We start from the raw sequence: 18,515 nt of genomic DNA, 5'->3' as shown, positions 1-18,515 counted from the left end.
ACGGCAAGTTCTAACCCTCGGCCTGCGCGAGCGTCGGAGCGGCCCGCCTGCGAAACAGGATCCGCTGATACAACCAGCCGATCGCGACCAGCACGATGCCAAGGCACATGAACGACAGCGCGCGGTAGACACCAGTGAGCGTCGACATGTCGATCAGGAACGCCTTCAGGATCGTCAGCCCGATCACCGCAGCAGACGCGAGCCGCGCCCGCTGCGAGTTGACCATGATGCCGACGCCGAGCAGCGCGACGCCGAACATCAGCCAGACGATCGAATAGGTGTATTGCTCCGCGCCCGTGGTCTCGCCACGCGTCAGCACCGGTCCATGGTAGAGCCTGCGGATTTCGAACGTGACATAGGCGAGCGCAAGCACCAGCGCGCCGGCGGCGATCGTGTTGGCGTAGCCGGCAGGACGATGGCCCGCCACCGCATAGGACAGCAGCAGCGCCAGCACCGCCGGCAGCGCATAGCCGAGCAGCAGCAGGTTGATGAAGCTGCCGCCGACGTCCTGCCACCACAGCATCGGGTTCTCCAGCGCCAGCAGCCCGAACAGGCTGGCAAGCCCGGCGAACGCGGTCAGCAGGATCGCGCCGACATTATGCACGATGCTGCCGCTGCGCAGGCGCAGCCGCTCCAGTCCGATCGCCATCGCAAGCGTCACGCCGACCTGCAGTGCGACCTCGGTCAGCCCGGCGCTGGCGTAGTAGACATCGCCGCTATTGACCGCGTGGCGGATCTCCATGAAGGCGAGCAGCACCGTGAACAGGATCGCCGCGGATTCGACGATGCGCAGCGGCACGTCGTCGCCGTTGCGGCGCAGGAAATGGCTTGCCGCCCAGAATGACAGCGCCGGCACGCCATAACCCCACAGCAACCAGTTGAAGATCGGCGTGGTGCCGACGGCGTCGCCCGCGATCCGCGGCTCATAGCCGATGCGCAGCACGACGATGCCGGCCAGAATCGCGGCAAGCCAGCGCAGGAACGGGATCGGCCGCCGTACCGACAGCCACGCCGTACCCACCGAGACCAGCGCGAGCGCGATGGTGAGCCAGCCCTTGTCGAGCGCGAAGGTCAGCGCCAGCGCCAGCGAGGCGAGGGCGCCGGTGGCGGACAACGCAATCGACGGCGACAGCTCCGGCCGCTCGCCGCGCCGGGTCAGCGCCTCGGTCGCGGCTGCGTAGGCCGCCGCCAGCAGCACGGCGAGGATCGCGAACGGGATCGAACGGTCGAGATGCGCGATGCGTGCATAGAGCGCGACCAGCAGCGCGACCGGCGTGAACACGGCCGCTGCGGCCCAGGTCACCGTCACCTTCGTGGTGGCAAAACGGAATTGCGCGACGAAGCCGGCGATGCCGAAGGCGGCTGCGAAAAGCGCCGCAGTGACGAGATGCAGCGAGACCGAGCCATCGGTCGCGGACGGGCCGATGCCCGGAATCGCACCGCCCGGCAGCACCAGCATGTCGACGTTGCGGCGGACGGCCCATTCGCCGAACACGATGAAGACGAACACCGATGCCGCGCCGATCGCTCCGGCGGCGGCGGGTGCGCGCCATGCAACGAAAAGGCTGCTGGCCGTCAGCAGGGCAAAGCCGATCATCGCGACGTCGGCGTGGGCGCTGTTGAGCACGATCAGCATCGCGCCAAGCAGATAGGCGGCGAGCGAGCCCGAGGAGATCGGCTCGATCTCCTCGCCATCGCCATCGGGACCGAACATGAAGCCGCAGACCACGAGCAGCGCCGCCAGCACGAAGCCTGCGATCACATGGAAGACGTGTGGCGCGATCATCTCGGGCCCGCACGCCAGGCACGGAAAGGTCCACAGCAGCGCGAAGGCGATCGTCGTGACCGCGAGCCAGCGCCACAGCCGGATGCGGGCAAGTGCGAAGGCTGCCGCCGTGACGATGGCGAGGTAGATGTAGAGTGACCAGAAGTCGGGCTTGTCTGACGACACCAGAAGCGGCGTGACGAAGGCGCCGACGATGCCGAGCCCGGCCAGCGCGGGTCCGTGCAGCAGCGCGGCCGCCAGCGTGCCGAGCGCGACCATGCCGAGCAGGACGAAGGCGGTTGCCGGCGCGAGGAAGTCGTACAGCGCATAGGCTGCGTAGACGGTGGCGAACGCCACCGCGGTGCCGGCGGCGGTGAGGATCGCCGGGATATTGGCGATCGGCAGCGCGGCGATATTGGAGATGCTTTCCTGGCGCCTGGTCCATTCACCGGCGCCGAGCAGCGCCAGCGCAAACAATCCGCCGAGCATCGTGCGAACGCCGGGGCCGAGCAATCCGGCCTCGATCGAATAGCGCACCATAAAGAAGCCGCCGAGCGCGAGCGTCAGGCCGCCGATCCAAACCACCCAGCGCGTGCCGAGCGTCTCCTCGAAGCCGGGCGTCGGCTGCGGCGGAGCCGGCGGCTCCGGCAGCGGCGGTGCGGCGCCTGCAGCGTCCGCGGCTGGCTCGCTCTGCGCGGCCGGCTCGCCGGGAGCCGCCTCCGGGAGCGGTGGCGGCGCGGCGGAAGGCGCCGTCGGCAGCGGTTGCTCGAACTCCTGCAGCGGGGCCAGCGGCGGCGGCACGGCCGTCCGCACGGCGGCGCCGCCCGCGGCCTCGATCGCATCCAGGCGTCGCTGCAGCAGGTCGATCCGGCCCAGCGCCTTGCGCGCGAAAATGATGGCGACGATGGCGAGGACCAGCGTCAGGAAGTCGAACGGCGAATCGAACATTGGGCCTCCGGCAGGACGCGCCGGGCTTGGCCAGCCGGCGGCCCGTCGCAACCTAGTAGTGCAGCGAGGAGGACCGGAAGTTCAAGCGATCGGGCGTGACCGGCCGCGCTTAGTCCAGATCGATGTGGAAAGGCCGCCCTTCGACGCTCATGCTGCCGGGACCCATCGCGTCGAGTGCGCGCAGCATCCGGCCCTCGCGTCCCAGCGCCTTGTCGGCGAGGCTGACGATCAGCCGGTTGGGGGCCGCGATCGGCGAGGCCTCGCGGATCATCCGGGCGATGGACATTTCGTCGCGGTGCGGGTTGAGCGCGCAGACCGTGGCAAATGCGCTCGCGGTCGAGCGGCTGATGCCGGCGTAGCAATGCACCACCATCGGTGCTTGGCGATCCCAGCCGCGCACGAAGCTCAGCACCTTCTCGATATGCGACTCGTTGGGCGCAACGAACCCGTCCATCTGTTCGATGATGTCGTCCATCGACACTTTCAGGTGGTTGGCCGGCAGCACGGAGGGCGGCCGCTGAACCTGGTCGACATTGGCCATCACGGTCAGCACATGGCTGGCGCCGGTGGCGCGAACCGTGTCGGAGAGTGCGGCAAGCGAGCAGACGTGAAGCATGATGGTCCTTCTATCGGGTGTGCCGGATTATAACGGCTGCTCCCGAGTGGGCAAATGCGGGGGTGCCATGCCGATTCTTCGTTTTGCGGCGCAACCGGCGGCACGTGTGCCGCTCCTATGACTCGTGCAATGCCTTGAAGCGCTCGAGGAACTGCTTTTCGGCCCGCGCTGCGGTCCATGGCGTCAGATAGTCGCGTTCGGTCGCTTCGGGCAGTTCCGGATCGCGGCCGAACAGCCGCTTTGCTTCGGCTTGCGAAAATCCCGCCAGATGCGTCGCCTCCAGATACGCGGCGCCGCGATCGGCGGCCTTGATCTGCTGGGTGATCTCGTCCGCCAGCACGGCGGGCAGGCCGAAGCGGACATGGATCGCCGACAACAGCCGCTTCTCCACCACCTTGTATTCGCCGGCCAGCACCGCCTTGAACGGCGAGATCATGTCGCCGATGACATATTCCGGCGCGTCATGCAGCAGTGCGGCGAGACGATGGCTGATGTCGACGCGCGGCATCTGCTGGCGCATCACCGCCTCGACCAGCAATGTATGCTGCGCCACCGAGAAGATGTGCGCGCCGCTGGTCTGGCCATTCCAGCGCGCGACCCGCGCCAACCCGTGCGCGATGTCGACGATCTCGATATCGAGCGGTGACGGATCGAGCAGGTCCAACCGGCGTCCGGACAACATCCGCTGCCAGGCGCGGACGGTCTCCGTCGATTTGCGCGCGGTCATTTTTTCTTGAGCCGCGGCGTGCGGAGCTTGCCGCTGCAGGCTTCGTGGCAGAAGCAGGTGACGAGGTGATCGTTGACCATGCCGGTCGCCTGCATGAAGGCGTAGACGATGGTCGGGCCGACGAACTTGAAGCCGCGTGCGCCGAGCTCCTTCGAGACCTTGATCGAGACCGGCGTCGAGGCCGGCACGCTCGCGGTGGTCTTGAACTGATTGACCTTCGGCTTGCCGTCGACGAAGTCCCAGAGGAATTTCGAGAAGCCGGGGCCTTTCTCCATGATCTCCAGATAGCCCTTCGCGCTCGCCACCGTGCCTTCGATCTTGGCGCGGTTGCGGACGATGCCGGCGTCGTTCATCAGCGCATGCACCTTCTTGTCGGTGTAGCGCGCGATCTTCTCGGGCTGGAAATCGTCGAAGGCTTTGCGGAAGTTCTCGCGCTTGCGCAGGATCGTGATCCAGGACAGGCCGGCCTGGAAGCCGTCGAGGATCAGCTTTTCATAGAGCGCGCGGTCGTCATATTCCGGCACGCCCCATTCATTGTCGTGATAGGCGACGTAGAACGCATCCTCGCCCGGCCAGGGGCATCGTGTCTTGCCGTCGGGATGCAGTTGCGCGGTACGGCTCATGCGACGGTCTGCTTGGGTGTGATGCGGACGGCGTCAGGTTCGGCGAGGTGTAGCGACAGCCCACCCGCGGTCAGCGCTAGCCCAGCGTCGAGCGCGTCGGCGACGCGGTCGATGCGCACCAGCGCGAGACCTTTCTCGCCGGCGGTCGAGCCGATGGTGCCGACCTGCTTGTCGCCGGCCAGGATCGTCGCGCCGGCCTCTGGCGCGGGGCCATCGAGAATGATCTTCACTGTGCGGGTGCGCGCCGTGCCGCGGTGCTGCATGCGCGACACCACCTCCTGGCCGACATAGCAGCCCTTGTCGAAATCGACGCCGTTCAGGCGATCCATGTTGGTCTCGTGCGGGAAGGCGTCGCCATACATGAAGTCGAGCCCGCCGCGCGGCACGCCGGTGGCGATCCGATGCGCCTCGTAGGCGCTGGAGTCGACGAGATCGGCTCCGATCAGCTCAGCGAGCTTCTGCTTCAAATCTTCCGGGATCAGGATGCGCCAGCCGAGCGCCGCGTTGCGCGGATCGGCGAACGCGAGATCCGGTGCCGCCGCCGGCTCGCCATCCCAGGCGGCCAGCACGCCGAGGCTGTCGGAAAGGTTCTCGACCACGACTTTGGCGCGCAGCTTGTAGAAGCCGAGCTTATCGGCGAGGCCCTTGGCGAGCGCGCGCGGCGCGTCGATCAGGAAGCCGCCGCCATGGCCTGAGGGTATCTCGGTGATCAGGAAATCGACGATGATCTTGCCCTGCGGCGTTAGCAGCGCGCCAAATCGGGCCTGTCCCGCGCGCAGCTCGGCGATGTCGGCGGTGACGAGGCCGTTGAGGAAGTTGCGGGCGTCCTCGCCAGAGACCTTGACCACGCCCCGATCTGGAAGAAACGCTGCTTTCATTCGCAAATTGGCTCTTTTTCCAAGTTCCTTGGGAAACGCGCAGGCCGCGATATCCCCTGCCAAGCTAAGGCGCTAGAGTGCGCCGAACAAGGCCCGCGCGACAGCCGAAAGCGGGCGTCGAGGACCGATGAATCAGCATTTTGACACCATTCTAAAATCCGGCACCGTGGTCAATCAGGACGGCGAGGGCCTGCGCGATATCGGTATCGCGGGCGGCCGCATCGCCGCGATCGGCTCGCTCGGTCAGGCCTCGGCCGGCGAGGTGATCGACTGCAAGGGCTTGCACATCCTGCCCGGCGTGATGGACACCCAGGTGCATTTCCGCGAGCCCGGATTGACCCAGAAGGAAGACCTCGAGACCGGCTCGCGCAGCGCCGTGATGGGCGGGGTCACCGCCGTGTTCGAGATGCCGAACACCAATCCGCTGACGGTCACGGAAGAGGCATTCACCGACAAGATCAAGCGCGGCCGCCATCGCATGCATTGCGATTTCGCGTTCTTCATCGGCGGCACCCGCGAGAACGTGCGGGATCTGCCGGAGTTCGAGCGCGCCCCGGGCTGCGCCGGTGTCAAGGTGTTCATCGGCTCCTCCACCGGCGCGCTGCTGGTCGAGGACGACGAAAGCCTGCGGCGGATCTTCCAGGTGATCCGGCGCCGCGCCGCGTTCCACGCCGAGGACGAATACCGCCTCAACGAGCGCAAACCGCTGCGGATCGAGGGCGACGCCCGCTCGCATCCGGTGTGGCGCGACGAGACCGCCGCGCTGATGGCGACCGAGCGCCTGGTCAATCTGGCGCGCGAGACCGGCAAGCGCATCCACGTGCTGCACATCTCGACCAAGGAAGAGATTCTGTACCTGCGCGACCACAAGGATGTCGCCTCCTGCGAGGCGACGCCGCACCATCTCACCATGGCCGCGCCGGAGTGCTACGAGCGGCTCGGCACGCTGGCCCAGATGAATCCGCCGGTGCGCTCGGCCGATCACCGCGCCGGCATCTGGTACGGCATCGAGCAGGGCATCATCGACGTGCTCGGCTCGGACCACGCGCCGCATACGCTGGAGGAGAAGGCCAGGACCTATCCGGCCTCGCCGTCGGGCATGACCGGCGTGCAGACGCTGGTGCCGCTGATGCTCGATCACGTCAATGCCGGGCGGCTGCCGCTACAGCGGTTCGTCGATCTCACCAGCGCGGGGCCCGCGCGCCTGTTCAACATCGCCTGCAAGGGCCGCATCGCGGCCGGCTATGATGCTGACTTCACCGTCGTCGACCTGAAGCGCAGCGAGATCATCACCAACAAATGGATCGCCTCGCGCGCCGCCTGGACGCCCTATGACGGCGTGCGGGTGCAGGGCTGGCCGGTCGGCACCTTCGTGCGCGGCAGGCGGGTGATGTGGCAGGGCGAAGTCACGACACCGTCCACCGGTGAACCGGTCCGGTTCCTCGAGACGCTGAAGGCCTAGCGCATCAAATGCGCTAGATTCTTGTTTGACGCGTTTTCTTTGCGCGAACCGGTGCCGCTCGAAAACGCTTTGCCGGATTACTGCCTGGCCAATGCCAGCGAGAACTCGCCGTTGCGCACGCGCGCGGCGAGGCCTTCGGCGAATTTTGCCACCGCGTCCTCGCCATAGGTGCCGACGAGCTCGGCGAGCGCCGCGAACAGGCTCGCCTGCGCGAGGCAGTCGCCATCGACGCCGTCGTGACGCGCTTCAGCCCAGGCCTCGTTCAGGTAGCCCAGCGCTGCCTGTTTCTGCTCGTGGTCGGGCCGCGGGTCTTGGTGATGGGGGAAGGACGCTGGATGGCGCATGAAACTCTGCAAAATGGATGCGCGCGGTCCGAGGAGCGAACCACTGCGACCCGCGAGATGTATCACGCATGCGGGTACCGCCTAGCCCACATCTTTCGAAAAGGTTAACGGCCGCCTCGGCATTTAAAGGGGAATTCCGGATATCCGGGCCTCGATCAGCCGAATGAGCTGTGGATATGGTCGAGCACCGCGCGCGGCGTGGCGCACAGATGGCTGGCGCCGGCTTGGGTCAACTCCTCCGACGTGCCGTAGCCATAGGTGACGCCGACCGCGCGGATGCCGTTTCGATTCGCCCCGATCACGTCGTGGCTGCGATCGCCGATCATCAGGGATTTGGCCGGATCGGCCCCGGTCTGCGCCAGCGCATAGCCGAGCAGGTCGACCTTGTTGACCCGGGTTCCGTCGAACTCCGAGCCGAACACGTGGTCGAAATAGCCGCCGAGACCGAAATGCGCGACGATGCGCGTCGCGAACACATGCGGCTTCGAGGTCGCCACGAACATCCGGCCCGGCGCCCTGCGCAGCTCGGCCAGCACTTCCGCGATATCGGGATAGACCGCGTTCTCGAACAGCCCGACATCGCCGAACCGCTCGCGGTAGAGCTCGACCGCGCGATCGGCGAGCTCCTCGCCGCCGAGCAGCATCGCAAAGCTCGCCCTGAGCGGCGGCCCGATGCACCAGGTCAGGTCATCCTGCGAGGGAACCGGCCGGCCGAGCTTTTCCAGCGCGTACTGGATCGAACCGGTGATACCGGGCTTCGGGTCGGTCAGGGTGCCGTCGAGGTCGAAGAAGATCGCCCGTTCAGTTGGCATAGCGGGCCGTCAGGTCGCGGGAGATTTTCGAGCCCTCCTCGATGTAGCGGCGGATCGCCACGGTGGCCGCGGGCGTGCAGGTCCGGTAGGTCTGCTGGAAGCCGTTATAGCCGCGGTTGAAGCCCGCGATCATGCGGGCGCGGCGGTCGCCGGAGGGGGTCTCGGCATCGATCAGCGCCTGCATCTCGTTGCGCCATTTGGCGCCCTCGTTGGAGCCGCAGATGCCGCGCAGATAGTGCAGGGCGCCGAGGATCTCGGCCAGCCGCTGCAGATCGCCGTCGAACGGCGCAGCCGCGTCCTGCGCCCGGGCGGGCGTCGCAAGGCATGCCGACATCAGGATCACAACGGCTAGAAAGGCTCTGATCATCAGGGGTTCCGGAATGGCGGTGGTATGCCCCCTCAATGCGCCCGAGGCAAGGCGGCATGGCCCGCCAAAGCCGCTAAAACCGGCCTCAAACCAGCCGCCGGGCGGCCGCAATGACCTCATGCAGCCCGCCAGTGACCTTGAGGTCGCCGATCTCCTCCGGAGCCAGCCATTTGAAATCGTCGTGCTCGTCGTTCAGCACGGGCTCGCGGGATGCCCAGCGCGCGGCGAAGGTCATGATCAGATAGTGCCCGCCTCCGGGGCCGGTCGGCAGCACCTCGCGCCAGCCGGCGAGGCCGAGGATCTCGACCTTGAGGCCGGTCTCTTCGTCGATCTCCCGGTGCAGGGCCGTGTGCAGCGTTTCGCCGAACTCGACCCGGCCGCCGGGCAGCGAATAGAAGCCCTTGCCCGGCGAGCGGGCGCGGCGCACCAGCAGCACTTTGCCCTCACGGAAAATCACGCCGGACACGGCGAGCTGCGGGCGGATCGGAGGTTCGGGAGAGGTCAAGGTGATTGGCAGCCGGTTGTGAAGGCCATCATGCCCGATATCTCAGGCGCCCGCCATGATGCTGTCGACATCGGCCTCTGCGGCGCCGTTGATGATGCCGGCGGTCTGCATCACCAGCGGCTTGACCCAGACGATCGCCTGCTCGGCGAGCGCGACCCGGCTCTTGTCCTGCTGCAATTGCCGCATCGCCGCCCCAACCTCGGTCAGGATCTTCGTCATGCTGTCGGTGAGCTGGTCGAATTCGACCCGGATTGCGGCGTCCGCGGTCTCATAGGCCTCGATCGCGAGATCGCGCGCCCGGAAATTGGACGCGGTGAAATGCTCGGCATAGGACAGGGGCTGCCATTCGAGGAAATCGCTGGCGCATTCCGGCAGGTCCGGGACCATCTCCAGCAGCATGATGGCTTCGTTGAAGTGATTGAGGTAGTCGGTGGCAAGCCCGGTGCGGGGATTGATGTTGGCGGCGCGCAACAGCGCCGCCCGCGCCTCGTCGGGGTACGTCGGTCGCGGGGAAGAGCCCGCTATGGCGGCCGTTGAGGTCATTGATCGCAGTCTTTAACGGTCCAAGTTAAGGCAGAATAAACGGATACCACTCTGGACGGCAAATGTGCGGACGCTTTGTCATTACCTCGCCGCCGGCGGCCTTGCGCGAGATGTTCGGCTATATCGAGCAGCCGAATTTTCCGCCACGGTATAATGTTGCGCCGACCCAGCCGATCCCGGTGGTGCTGCTGCAGAATGGCGGCCGGCATTTTCAGTTGATGCGCTGGGGCCTGATCCCGTCCTGGGTCAAGGACCCCAGGACCTTTTCGCTCCTGATCAACGCGCGCTCGGAGACGGTGCGCGAGAAGCCCGCCTTCAAGAACGCGATCAAGCGGCGCCGCGCGCTGATCCCGGCCGACGGCTACTACGAATGGCAGGATGCCGGCGGCCGCAAGCGGCCGTTCTTCATCCATCGCCGCGACGGCCACCCGCTCGCCTTCGCCGCGCTTGCCGAGACCTGGATGGGGCCGAACGGCGAGGAGCAGGATACGGTCGCGATCGTCACCGCGCCGGCCAGTCCCGACCTCGCGCAGCTGCATCACCGCGTGCCGGTCACGATCAGGCCCGAGCAATTCACGCGCTGGCTCGACTGCCTGCCGAACGATGTCGAGGACGTGATGCCGATGCTGAAGGGTCCCGAGGTCGGCGAGTTCGCCTGGCACCAGGTGACGATGCGCGTCAACGCCGTCGCCAACGATGATGCGCAATTGCTGCTGCCGATGACGGCGGAGGAGATCGCCGCGGAGGACGCGCCGGCGCCGAAGAAGGCCGCGCCGCGCAAGGCGACCGTGCGCGAGGACGACGGCCAGGGATCGTTGTTTTGAGGGGCATCTGAAGCCGCGCTGGGCGGAGTGGATTTGTGCCCACGTTTCTCCACATCGTCGTCCCGGCCTAGTGCGCAATTGCGCACGGGGGCCGGGACCCATAACCACAGGGTTTGGTTGTCGCAGCGCGCTGTGGCTCCAGCATTGCAAAGCAATTGGCATTGGTGGCTATGGGCCCCGGGTCGCGCGGAGCCTGTCATCGGGCGGCGCTTCGCGCCGACCCGTTGGCTTGCCCGGGACGACTCGAGTTTGTGGCTCGCTGCGAGTTACACATTCGCATTCTCGCGACGTGAATCCGCTAACCCACCTACGATTACTGCGACGATCGCTGCATCACCCCTTCACGTGTGCCACGCCCTCGATCTCGATCAGCATCTTCGGATTGGGCAGCGCCACCACCACGCAGGTGGTGCGCGCGGGGTAGGGCGCGGGGCCGAACGCGCCGGCATACAGCGCGTTCATCGTCGCGACGTCGCTGGCGCGCGTCAGCAGCACGTTGACCTTGACGAGATCGCGCATCGTCGCGCCCGCTTCATTCAGCACGCGCTTGAAGTTGGTCACGACATTGGCGAACTGCGCCTCGAAGCCGTCGGGCAGCTCGCGATTGGCGTCGAAGCCGGGAATGCCGGAAATGAACAACAAATCGCCGACGCGGGCGCCGAACGAGAGTGGCGGCGCCTGGACGCCGGGCGGAGGAGGGAAGTGCTTGATAGCTGTCTTTTCAGTCATTGGGTCACCCGTCTGCGTGAGATGGAAGGGGAGAAGTTTCGATGGCGCGCGGGGCCGCCGCACGCCGGCGCCAAAGATTCGTACCGAAGAGATTCTGGCCGATCATGCCTGCGAGCATCGCGACAACGAAGACCACGATCGGTAGCGAGAGGCCGGCGAGATTGACCAATGCCGGCCCTGGGCAGATGCCGACGAGGCCCCAGCCGATGCCGAACAGCACCGCGCCGGCAACCAGCGGCGCATCGATGTCACGGCGGTCGGGCCAGAGGAAGCGCGCCGAGAAGACGGGCGCGACGCGCCGCCGCGCGATCGCAAAGCCGGTTGCTGCAACCGCAACCGCGGCCGCCATCACGAAGGCGAGCGTCGCATCCCACGCGCCGAACAGATCGAGGAAACCGAGCACCTTCTGCGGATCGGTCATGCCGGAGATCAGAAGCCCCGCGCCGAAGATCAGGCCGCAGACAAAACTGGTAAGCACCGGCATCGCTAGCCTCCGATCCCGTGCCTGACGATCGCGACCGTTGCGATCGCCGTCAGCATGAAGATGCACGTTGCCGCAATCGAACGGCCGGACAGCCGCGCAAAGCCGCAGACGCCGTGGCCCGAGGTGCAGCCATTACCCATCCTTGTGCCGAACCCGACCAGCAGTCCCGCGATCGCGACCACCACAAGGCTCGCGTTCATCGCCGGCCGCGGCAGCGGCGCGCCGAACAGCGCCGCAATCAGGGGCGCTGCGATCAGTCCCGCGATGAACGCGATGCGCCAGGAACGATCGGCGCTACGGTCGGCGGTATCGGCCTGCAGCGCGCCACCGACGATGCCGGTGACCCCGGCGATTCGCCCGGTCAGCAGCATCAAGAGCGCGGCGGCAAGCCCGATCAGCGCGCCGCCGGCGAGGCCGGAAAGTGGGGTGAAATCGTGCATCGATGCAGATCCCTGTTGCGCAAACTCCTCAGCGGTCCGGCAAAGCGGTGGGCGCGCATGCGCCAGTGGTCGCGCGGCTGCGGAGGCGATGATAGACTCCGCACCATCAGGAACAAGCGCAATCCCGCATGTTTCGCGGCATTTCAGTGGTGCCGCCGGTCGGTTGGGTTGCCGCGATTCGCTCTCACTTCGTCCGGAGAACTCCCATGAGATTGCCATCCGCCGCCCGCGCCGCGCTGCTCGCGCTGGCGCTGCTCACCGGAACGTCCGCCGCCCTGGCTGACGAGGGCGCGGTGACGCTCGTGATCTTCAAGGGCGGCTGGGTGTTCGGCGGCTCCGCCGGCAAGGGTGTCATGACGTTCCACGGCCAGACCTATGGGCTCACCGCCGGCGGGCTGGACTATGGCCTCGTGTTCGGCGGCTCGCAAACCACGTTGCAGGGGCGGGTGCGCAATATCCGCCGTCCGCAGGATATCAACGGCGTCTATGCGGCGGCGGGCATGGGCGTTGCGCTCGGCGCCGGCGTGCGCGGCATCCTCTTGACCAACCCGAACGGCGCGGTGCTCGAGCTGAGCGGCAAGCAGGTCGGCCTGATGGCCAATGTCGACCTCAGCGGGCTTGCGATCACGTTGAAGGAATAAGCGTTCGGTCTCGTGCGACCTCGTAGGATGGGTAGAGCCCATCCTACGATTCTGTGATCCACTCGGCGAGCTCGCGCCACGGCCGTAAGGTCCAATGCCCCGAGGCCGCGCCTGATGGCGACGGCAGCACGAACACTTCGGGAAAGCCGTTCACTGAGGGCTGCCGGCCGAGCACGAGCGCGCTGGTCGGCCTGTTGTAAAACAGGCTCGCCGCCTTCCTGCTGGTGAAGGCGACGGTGCTCGGCCGATAGGTCTCGATCTTCGCCCGGAAGCCCACCACATCGAACGACTGCCTGCTGATTTCGTGATCCATCCCGGCGCCGGTCTTGGAGAGATCGGTGAAGCCGATGCCGAGCGCGAACAGCGCGGCGAACTCATCCGGCCGATAGCGCCGCGGCGTGATGCCGGCCTCATGCAGCGCGCGCCAGAACCGGTTGCCGGGATGCGCGTAATAATGCCCGACGGCGGCTGACCGCGTGCTCGCTGCGGTGCCGACGAACACCAGGCGCAGATTGGCGCGGAGCTGGTCGGGGAGGCGGTGGAGGTTGTGATCGGGCATCTCGGAAGGGTCAATAGAGCATTGATGAGACAGAGTTGCGTAGCAGCCGCGAAGGAGCTGCGCTCCCTCTCCCGCTTGCGGGGGCGGGCTGGGGTGGGGCTCTCTCCGCGAGTCGCATCGTGGAGAGAGCCCCCACCCGGCGCCGACCTAAGAGCGAGCTTCGCTCGTCACGACCCCGCAAGCGGGCGAGGTGGAACGAGTTTGTCTCGCCAGACCCATTCAAGCAAACTTCATCGCGCGCTAGCGCACCGGCTCCTTGATCTCTTCTTCCGTCGTGACCGCTTGCGACGGTCCGGTCGCGCGCACCATCAGGAACGTGCCCGAGAACGCCGTGCCGCGTATGCTCCAGCGGCCGTCGATCTCGGTCGCGTCGGCGTTGACCGCGCCTTCATAGTGCACGGTGTCGTAGCCGTAGCCCGGTGGCTCGTAGCGTTTGACGAACGTAACGGCGCTGCCGGAGCGCTGACCCGCGAGCGAGGCATTGTGCGTGCTGACCGGACAGCCCGGCATCACGCAGGGCTCGGTCACGCTGCCGCCGAGCGCGCCGCCGGCGTCGATCAGCGTCGCCAGGAACGTGACCATGCCGCTCGGCTGAACATAGCTGCCGTCCCAGACGCCGGTGAGATTGTCGGTCATGTCGCTTGCCCGGATTGCGCTTGGTGAATTGCAGTGATCGATGTGGTGCAGGCAGCGCCTCAACGCAAGTCGCGCCCGCTCTCGCCCGGTTGCCTGACCGGGCAAAACGGTCTGTAATCCAGCACAACAGATCAAGAAGAATTTTGGAGCAAGCCATGACGGGAGAGGCGAAAACCCATTACGAGGTGATCGTGGTCGGTGCCGGCGTCGCCGGCATCTACCAGATCAAGCGGCTGGCCGATCTCGGCATCGATGCCACCGTGCTCGAAGCCGCGCCCGATCTCGGCGGCACCTGGTACTGGAACCGCTATCCGGGCTGCCGCTTCGATTCCGAGAGCTACACCTACGGCTTCTCGTTCTCGCGCGAGCTGCTCGACGAGTGGCACTGGAAGGAGCGCTTCTCGGGCCAGCCCGAGAATTTGCGCTATCTCAACTACGTCGCCGACAAGTTCGACCTGCGCAAGCACATGCAGTTCAATTGCAAGGTCGAGACCATGCAGTTCGACGAGACGCGCGATCTCTGGCAATTGAGGATCAGTGACGGCCGCGAACTGACCTGCCGCTTCGTGGTGCTCGCGATCGGGTTGTTGTCCGCACCGACCATGCCGCGCGTGCCTGGAATCGACGACTTCAAGGGCCGCTCGTTCCACACCTATTACTGGCCGCACGAGCCGGTCGATCTCAAGGCTAAGAAAGTCGCGGTGATCGGCACCGGCGCGACCGGCATTCAATTGATCGGCGAGATCGCAGACAAGGTCGGCGAGCTCACGGTGTTCCAGCGCCGGCCGAACTGGAGCGCGCCGCTCAACAACTCCGCGATCTCCGACGAGGAGATGGCCGACATCCGCGCGCGTTATGACGAGATTTTTGCTGCCTGTGCGCTGACGCCGGGCAGCTTCGTGCACGGCCCCGACAAGCGCGGCTTCTACGAGGTGAGCCGCGAGGAGCGGCTCAAGCTGTGGGACAAGCTCTACGACGAACCCGGCTTCGGCATCTGGCTCGCGAATTTCCGCGAGATTTTCATGGATGAAGCCGCCAATGCGGAGCTCTCGGAATATATCGCGGGCCGCATCCGCCAGCGCGTGAACGATCCTGATGTCGCCGAGAAGCTGATCCCGCGGGATCACGGCTTCGGCGTGCAGCGGCTGCCGCTGGAGACCCGATATTTCGAGGCGTACAATCGCGACAACGTGCAACTTGTCGACCTCAGCGAGACGCCGCTGGTGCGCGTCACCGAGAAAGGCCTGCGCACCACGGCGCGCGACTACGATTTCGACATCATCGTCTACGCCACCGGCTTCGACGCCATCACCGGCGCCTACGACCTGATCGACATCCGCGGCATCGGCGGAGAGCGGCTGGCCGACAAATGGAAGCATGCGCCGTCGACCTTCCTCGGCATGCTCGTGCACGGCTTCCCGAATCTGTTGATGCCGACCGGCCCGCAAAGCGCCTCCGCGTCGACAAACTTCCCGCGCGGCATCGAGAACGGCGTCAACTGGTGCACCAACCTGCTGCAATACATGTGGGACCGCGGCCTGACCCGCGCCGACGCCACGCTGGAGGCGCAGCAGCGCTGGACCGCGCATGTCGTCAAGATGTACGAGATCATGCTGATGCGCAAAGCCAAGTCGTGGTTCACCGGCTACAACTCCAACGTCGCCGGCCACGAGGAGGGGACGGTCCGCTACTTCGTCTACAACGGTGGGACGCCGAAGTTTTTGGGGATCATCACCGGAGTGGCGGCGGAGGGATATCGGGAGATTGAGTTTGGTGGAGGCGTGCGGGGCGGCGCGCAACCGACCGTTGGCGCGACGGCGTCATAGGGTAGGTTAGCCAACGGGTCCGCGCAAAGCGCGGCGTAGGACCTTCGCTAGCCGATCATCCGCGTTGCTCTCCGGCTGTTGCCACCGCTATCACATCGAGCAGCGAACATACGGCGTCTCCACGGGCACCGGTTCCTTGGAGCTGAGGATGATCTTGTTCTCTCCAGAAAGCTTTATGTCGAATGACATGTCCGAAACCGCGACGCCGTCCGAGCATGCCGCAATCACGCGGACATTCTGCCCGTCATCATGCAACGATTTAACAGTGCATTTTTGAAACGTGCCGGTGATTTGCTTGCCCTGGACGATCAAGCCGCCCGCGTTAAGGTCGGCATCCTTCCTGAACGCGAGCTTGTTGTTCTCCTTGGTGAAGACCTGATTGCAAGCCGAGGCGTCGATCGTCCAGGCTCCGCTCAAATCCGCAGCCTGTGTCGAGGCCGCTTGCGCAACGAGAAGTATGAATAGCACCGCATTGAAGGTTCTCATGAAGCTCTCCAATCAAATGGTCACTAGACTGCTGGACCCTCTGCGAGGCGAACGTGGAATTGGCGCTCAATCGTCTATTTGAGGGCAGGGGTAATATCCCCGACGCAACCTTCATCGCTTTTGAGCGTCATAGCAAGCGATGAGATGGCGGATTTTTCGTTGATCCAAGTCAAGGGTTCTGCGGAGCGCCTGGTGTGGCCCTGGGCCGGTTGCTGTCGTGACCGGCCCTCTACAAGCCGCACACACGCACTAAATCATAAGTGAATGATCGAGACGCAAAAAGGCCGGGCTTTCACCCGGCCTTTCGTATTTCGATGGATGCGCGGGTCATCTCGCGCGAAGACGCGCTTCGCGCTGTTGCCCGGCACGACGAGCGGTGGGGGCGAGCCCTCACAATACCCGATTGCTCTCCTTCACCTTGTCCGCATCGAGGTACACGCTAGAGCCCATCTCCTTGAACTTGGCGCTCATCGTCGCCATGCCGTCCTCGATGGTGGCTGACACCGACATCCCGACCCCCGTCGGGTCGTTGAGCGTCGCGGCGTAGTCGCGGACGTCCTGGGTGATCTTCATCGAGCAGAATTTCGGGCCGCACATCGAGCAGAAATGCGCGACCTTGTGGGCTTCCTTCGGCAGGGTCTCGTCGTGGAAGTTCTTCGCGGTGTCCGGATCGAGGCCGAGGTTGAACTGGTCCTCCCAGCGGAAGTCGAACCGGGCGCGCGACAGCGCATCGTCGCGGAGCTGCGCGGCGGGGTGGCCCTTGGCCAGATCAGAGGCGTGGGCCGCGATCTTGTAGGTGATGACGCCGGTCTTGACGTCGTTGCGGTCGGGCAGGCCGAGATGCTCCTTCGGCGTGACGTAGCACAGCATCGCGCAGCCGAACCAGCCGATCATCGCCGCGCCAATGCCCGAGGTGATGTGGTCGTAGCCCGGCGCGATGTCGGTCGTCAGCGGCCCGAGGGTGTAGAATGGCGCCTCGCCGCATTCCTTGAGCTGCTTGTCCATGTTGATCTTGATCTTGTGCATCGGCACGTGGCCGGGGCCCTCGATCATGACCTGGCAGCCCTTGTCCCACGCGATCTTCGTCAACTCGCCGAGCGTTTCCAGCTCCGCGAACTGCGCGCGGTCGTTGGCGTCGGCGATCGAACCCGGACGCAGGCCGTCGCCGAGCGAGAACGAGACGTCATACTTGCGCATCAGGTCGCAGATCTCGTCGAAATGGGTGTAGAGGAAGCTTTCCTTGTGATGCGCGAGGCACCACTTCGCCATGATCGAGCCGCCGCGCGACACGATGCCGGTGACGCGGTTGGCGGTGAGGTGGATGTAGGAGAGGCGCACGCCGGCGTGGATCGTGAAATAGTCGACGCCCTGCTCGCACTGCTCGATCAGCGTGTCCTTGTAGAGCTCCCAGGTCAGCTTGACGGGATCGCCGTCGCACTTCTCCAGCGCCTGGTAGATCGGCACGGTGCCGATCGGCACCGGCGAGTTGCGCAAAATCCATTCGCGGGTGGTGTGGATGTTGCGCCCCGTCGAGAGGTCCATCACGGTGTCGGCGCCCCAGCGGATCGCCCACACCATCTTGTCGACCTCTTCCTCGACCGACGAGGTCACCGCCGAGTTGCCGATGTTGGCGTTGATCTTGGTCAGGAAGTTACGGCCGATGATCATCGGCTCGAGCTCGGCATGGTTGATGTTGGAGGGAATGATGGCGCGGCCGCGCGCGATCTCGCTGCGGACGAATTCCGGCGTGATGAAGGCCGGCACTGCGGCGCCAAAGCTTTCGCCGTCGGCAAGCGCGGCCTCGGCGCGCTCGAGCTGCTGCTTGCGGCCGAGATTCTCGCGCTCGGCGACGTAGATCATCTCCTTGGTGATGATGCCGGCGCGGGCGAACTCGAGCTGCGTGATCCTGTGGCCGTCGAGGCCGCGCAGCGGCGTGTGGTGCGCGGTGAACGCCTTGGCCGCGTGGGAGGCGCCGACATTGCCGTTGTCCTCCGGCTTGATGGTGCGGCCCTCATATTCCTCGACGCCGCCGCGCTCCTTGACCCAGGCGAGGCGATTGCGCGGCAGGCCGGCGTTGACGTCGATCGCGACGTTCGGGTCGGTGTAGGGGCCCGAGGTGTCGTAGACCGGCAGGTTCGGCTCGCCGGCGCCTTCCGACAGCATGATCTCGCGCAGCGGCACGCGCAGGTCAGGCGCGGCCTCCGGCGTCGCAAAAATCTTGCGCGAGGCGGGCAGCGCGCCGGTGGTGACGGCGGGACGGGTGGTGTCGGGATTGGAGCGGATGTTCATGAGGGATCCTC

At 65.8% G+C, this 18,515-nt stretch carries 21 protein-coding genes; 4 read left to right on the top strand and 17 right to left on the bottom strand.

Annotated elements, in window-relative coordinates; genetic code table 11:
* Window positions 1-10: 10 nt before the first annotated feature.
* The 5 genes from ACE10X_RS32815 to ACE10X_RS32795 form a co-directional block, all read right to left on the bottom strand.
* Window positions 11-2,713 carry a DUF2339 domain-containing protein gene (locus tag ACE10X_RS32815; protein ID WP_375763391.1) on the bottom strand — a complete coding sequence of 901 codons (2,703 nt, stop codon included), beginning with the start codon at window positions 2,711-2,713 and terminating at the stop codon, window positions 11-13.
* A 109-nt stretch (window positions 2,714-2,822) separates the two neighbouring features.
* The gene (locus tag ACE10X_RS32810; RefSeq protein ID WP_038383011.1) at window positions 2,823-3,329 is read right to left on the bottom strand and encodes a tyrosine phosphatase family protein; all 507 of its coding nucleotides are present in this window, start codon (window positions 3,327-3,329) and stop codon (window positions 2,823-2,825) included.
* 115 nt (window positions 3,330-3,444) lie between these two features.
* Window positions 3,445-4,056, bottom strand: a complete 612-nt coding sequence (locus tag ACE10X_RS32805) for a YfbR-like 5'-deoxynucleotidase (RefSeq protein ID WP_038383012.1) — start codon at window positions 4,054-4,056, stop codon at window positions 3,445-3,447.
* Window positions 4,053-4,679, bottom strand: a complete 627-nt coding sequence (locus ACE10X_RS32800) for a DNA-3-methyladenine glycosylase I (protein ID WP_038383013.1) — start codon at window positions 4,677-4,679, stop codon at window positions 4,053-4,055. Before ACE10X_RS32800 ends, ACE10X_RS32805 begins: the two co-directional genes overlap by 4 nt.
* Window positions 4,676-5,557: a folate-binding protein YgfZ gene (locus ACE10X_RS32795; RefSeq protein ID WP_038383014.1), complete on the bottom strand. Its 882-nt coding sequence runs from the start codon at window positions 5,555-5,557 to the stop codon at window positions 4,676-4,678. Before ACE10X_RS32795 ends, ACE10X_RS32800 begins: the two co-directional genes overlap by 4 nt.
* A 127-nt stretch (window positions 5,558-5,684) precedes the next feature.
* On the opposite strand from ACE10X_RS32795, the gene ACE10X_RS32790 reads away from it, so the two are divergent.
* Window positions 5,685-7,019, top strand: coding sequence for a dihydroorotase (locus ACE10X_RS32790; RefSeq protein WP_304557592.1), 1,335 nt, complete (start codon window positions 5,685-5,687; stop codon window positions 7,017-7,019).
* A 77-nt stretch (window positions 7,020-7,096) separates the two neighbouring features.
* Here ACE10X_RS32790 and ACE10X_RS32785 read toward each other — a convergent pair whose 3' ends face one another.
* The 5 genes from ACE10X_RS32785 to ACE10X_RS32765 all read right to left on the bottom strand — a co-directional run bounded on the left by ACE10X_RS32785 (window position 7,097) and on the right by ACE10X_RS32765 (window position 9,590).
* Window positions 7,097-7,363 (bottom strand): hypothetical protein, encoded by a 267-nt coding sequence (locus ACE10X_RS32785; RefSeq protein ID WP_028332620.1) that lies wholly within the window; start codon window positions 7,361-7,363, stop codon window positions 7,097-7,099.
* Window positions 7,364-7,518: 155 nt separating this feature from the next.
* Window positions 7,519-8,175: an HAD family hydrolase gene (locus ACE10X_RS32780; protein WP_038383018.1), complete on the bottom strand. Its 657-nt coding sequence runs from the start codon at window positions 8,173-8,175 to the stop codon at window positions 7,519-7,521.
* Window positions 8,165-8,542: a TIGR02301 family protein gene (locus ACE10X_RS32775; protein ID WP_028343726.1), complete on the bottom strand. Its 378-nt coding sequence runs from the start codon at window positions 8,540-8,542 to the stop codon at window positions 8,165-8,167. The genes ACE10X_RS32780 and ACE10X_RS32775 overlap by 11 nt, the downstream gene beginning before the upstream one ends.
* 85 nt (window positions 8,543-8,627) lie before the next feature.
* Complete coding sequence (locus tag ACE10X_RS32770) at window positions 8,628-9,047, bottom strand: NUDIX hydrolase (RefSeq protein ID WP_038383019.1); 420 nt, start codon at window positions 9,045-9,047, stop codon at window positions 8,628-8,630.
* A 42-nt stretch (window positions 9,048-9,089) separates the two neighbouring features.
* On the bottom strand, window positions 9,090-9,590 hold the full coding sequence (locus ACE10X_RS32765; RefSeq protein WP_038383020.1) for a hypothetical protein: 501 nt from the start codon (window positions 9,588-9,590) through the stop codon (window positions 9,090-9,092).
* Between the two features lie 62 nt (window positions 9,591-9,652).
* Here ACE10X_RS32765 and ACE10X_RS32760 point away from each other — a divergent pair, with 62 nt between their 5' ends.
* On the top strand, window positions 9,653-10,414 hold the full coding sequence (locus tag ACE10X_RS32760; protein WP_304557593.1) for an SOS response-associated peptidase: 762 nt from the start codon (window positions 9,653-9,655) through the stop codon (window positions 10,412-10,414).
* Between the two features lie 333 nt (window positions 10,415-10,747).
* Here the strand turns inward: ACE10X_RS32760 and ACE10X_RS32755 are convergent, their stop codons facing one another.
* Genes ACE10X_RS32755 through ACE10X_RS32745 form a run of 3 tightly spaced genes read right to left on the bottom strand, consistent with a single transcriptional unit; the run spans window position 10,748 to window position 12,067 of the window.
* A complete protein-coding gene (locus ACE10X_RS32755) occupies window positions 10,748-11,143 on the bottom strand; it encodes a RidA family protein (protein WP_028343730.1) in 396 nt (131 codons plus the stop codon).
* Window positions 11,144-11,147: 4 nt separating this feature from the next.
* A complete protein-coding gene (locus ACE10X_RS32750) occupies window positions 11,148-11,627 on the bottom strand; it encodes a DUF6691 family protein (protein WP_038383022.1) in 480 nt (159 codons plus the stop codon).
* Window positions 11,628-11,629: 2 nt separating this feature from the next.
* Entirely contained in the window at window positions 11,630-12,067 is a 438-nt protein-coding gene (locus ACE10X_RS32745; protein WP_375763390.1) for a YeeE/YedE family protein, read from the bottom strand.
* A gap of 206 nt (window positions 12,068-12,273) precedes the next feature.
* On the opposite strand from ACE10X_RS32745, the gene ACE10X_RS32740 reads away from it, so the two are divergent.
* The gene (locus tag ACE10X_RS32740; protein ID WP_038383024.1) at window positions 12,274-12,708 is read left to right on the top strand and encodes a hypothetical protein; all 435 of its coding nucleotides are present in this window, start codon (window positions 12,274-12,276) and stop codon (window positions 12,706-12,708) included.
* A 43-nt stretch (window positions 12,709-12,751) separates the two neighbouring features.
* Here the strand turns inward: ACE10X_RS32740 and ACE10X_RS32735 are convergent, their stop codons facing one another.
* Window positions 12,752-13,267 (bottom strand): mismatch-specific DNA-glycosylase, encoded by a 516-nt coding sequence (locus ACE10X_RS32735; RefSeq protein ID WP_038383025.1) that lies wholly within the window; start codon window positions 13,265-13,267, stop codon window positions 12,752-12,754.
* Between the two features lie 240 nt (window positions 13,268-13,507).
* On the bottom strand, window positions 13,508-13,903 hold the full coding sequence (locus ACE10X_RS32730; RefSeq protein ID WP_038383026.1) for a hypothetical protein: 396 nt from the start codon (window positions 13,901-13,903) through the stop codon (window positions 13,508-13,510).
* A gap of 155 nt (window positions 13,904-14,058) precedes the next feature.
* Here ACE10X_RS32730 and ACE10X_RS32725 point away from each other — a divergent pair, with 155 nt between their 5' ends.
* The gene (locus tag ACE10X_RS32725) at window positions 14,059-15,729 is read left to right on the top strand and encodes an NAD(P)/FAD-dependent oxidoreductase (RefSeq protein ID WP_304557594.1); all 1,671 of its coding nucleotides are present in this window, start codon (window positions 14,059-14,061) and stop codon (window positions 15,727-15,729) included.
* Between the two features lie 90 nt (window positions 15,730-15,819).
* Here ACE10X_RS32725 and ACE10X_RS32720 read toward each other — a convergent pair whose 3' ends face one another.
* Window positions 15,820-16,215, bottom strand: coding sequence for a hypothetical protein (locus ACE10X_RS32720; protein ID WP_038383029.1), 396 nt, complete (start codon window positions 16,213-16,215; stop codon window positions 15,820-15,822).
* A gap of 390 nt (window positions 16,216-16,605) precedes the next feature.
* The gene (gene thiC, locus ACE10X_RS32715; protein WP_038383030.1) at window positions 16,606-18,504 is read right to left on the bottom strand and encodes a phosphomethylpyrimidine synthase ThiC; all 1,899 of its coding nucleotides are present in this window, start codon (window positions 18,502-18,504) and stop codon (window positions 16,606-16,608) included.
* Window positions 18,505-18,515: the final 11 nt, after the last annotated feature.

Source organism: Bradyrhizobium sp. Pha-3, assembly GCF_042258325.1.
GTDB classification, from domain to species: domain Bacteria; phylum Pseudomonadota; class Alphaproteobacteria; order Rhizobiales; family Xanthobacteraceae; genus Bradyrhizobium; species Bradyrhizobium elkanii.
The sequence above is the reverse complement of the archived record's forward strand: the minus strand, read 5'-3'. Positions and strand labels throughout refer to the sequence as shown.

Bases quoted from the DNA above. Each gene is read 5' to 3' on its own strand.
- ACE10X_RS32735 (WP_038383025.1), bottom strand. From the start codon at position 13,267: ATGCCCGATCACAACCTCCACCGCCTCCCCGACCAGCTCCGCGCCAAT.
- ACE10X_RS32785 (WP_028332620.1), bottom strand. From the start codon at position 7,363: ATGCGCCATCCAGCGTCCTTCCCCCATCACCAAGACCCGCGGCCCGAC.
- ACE10X_RS32765 (WP_038383020.1), bottom strand. From the start codon at position 9,590: ATGACCTCAACGGCCGCCATAGCGGGCTCTTCCCCGCGACCGACGTAC.
- ACE10X_RS32720 (WP_038383029.1), bottom strand. From the start codon at position 16,215: ATGAGAACCTTCAATGCGGTGCTATTCATACTTCTCGTTGCGCAAGCG.
- ACE10X_RS32815 (WP_375763391.1), bottom strand. From the start codon at position 2,713: ATGTTCGATTCGCCGTTCGACTTCCTGACGCTGGTCCTCGCCATCGTC.
- ACE10X_RS32795 (WP_038383014.1), bottom strand. From the start codon at position 5,557: ATGAAAGCAGCGTTTCTTCCAGATCGGGGCGTGGTCAAGGTCTCTGGC.
- ACE10X_RS32790 (WP_304557592.1), top strand. From the start codon at position 5,685: ATGAATCAGCATTTTGACACCATTCTAAAATCCGGCACCGTGGTCAAT.
- ACE10X_RS32775 (WP_028343726.1), bottom strand. From the start codon at position 8,542: ATGATCAGAGCCTTTCTAGCCGTTGTGATCCTGATGTCGGCATGCCTT.
- ACE10X_RS32750 (WP_038383022.1), bottom strand. From the start codon at position 11,627: ATGCCGGTGCTTACCAGTTTTGTCTGCGGCCTGATCTTCGGCGCGGGG.
- ACE10X_RS32760 (WP_304557593.1), top strand. From the start codon at position 9,653: ATGTGCGGACGCTTTGTCATTACCTCGCCGCCGGCGGCCTTGCGCGAG.
- ACE10X_RS32780 (WP_038383018.1), bottom strand. From the start codon at position 8,175: ATGCCAACTGAACGGGCGATCTTCTTCGACCTCGACGGCACCCTGACC.
- ACE10X_RS32745 (WP_375763390.1), bottom strand. From the start codon at position 12,067: ATGCACGATTTCACCCCACTTTCCGGCCTCGCCGGCGGCGCGCTGATC.
- ACE10X_RS32725 (WP_304557594.1), top strand. From the start codon at position 14,059: ATGACGGGAGAGGCGAAAACCCATTACGAGGTGATCGTGGTCGGTGCC.
- ACE10X_RS32800 (WP_038383013.1), bottom strand. From the start codon at position 4,679: ATGAGCCGTACCGCGCAACTGCATCCCGACGGCAAGACACGATGCCCC.
- thiC (WP_038383030.1), bottom strand. From the start codon at position 18,504: ATGAACATCCGCTCCAATCCCGACACCACCCGTCCCGCCGTCACCACC.
- ACE10X_RS32810 (WP_038383011.1), bottom strand. From the start codon at position 3,329: ATGCTTCACGTCTGCTCGCTTGCCGCACTCTCCGACACGGTTCGCGCC.
- ACE10X_RS32740 (WP_038383024.1), top strand. From the start codon at position 12,274: ATGAGATTGCCATCCGCCGCCCGCGCCGCGCTGCTCGCGCTGGCGCTG.
- ACE10X_RS32755 (WP_028343730.1), bottom strand. From the start codon at position 11,143: ATGACTGAAAAGACAGCTATCAAGCACTTCCCTCCTCCGCCCGGCGTC.
- ACE10X_RS32805 (WP_038383012.1), bottom strand. From the start codon at position 4,056: ATGACCGCGCGCAAATCGACGGAGACCGTCCGCGCCTGGCAGCGGATG.
- ACE10X_RS32730 (WP_038383026.1), bottom strand. From the start codon at position 13,903: ATGACCGACAATCTCACCGGCGTCTGGGACGGCAGCTATGTTCAGCCG.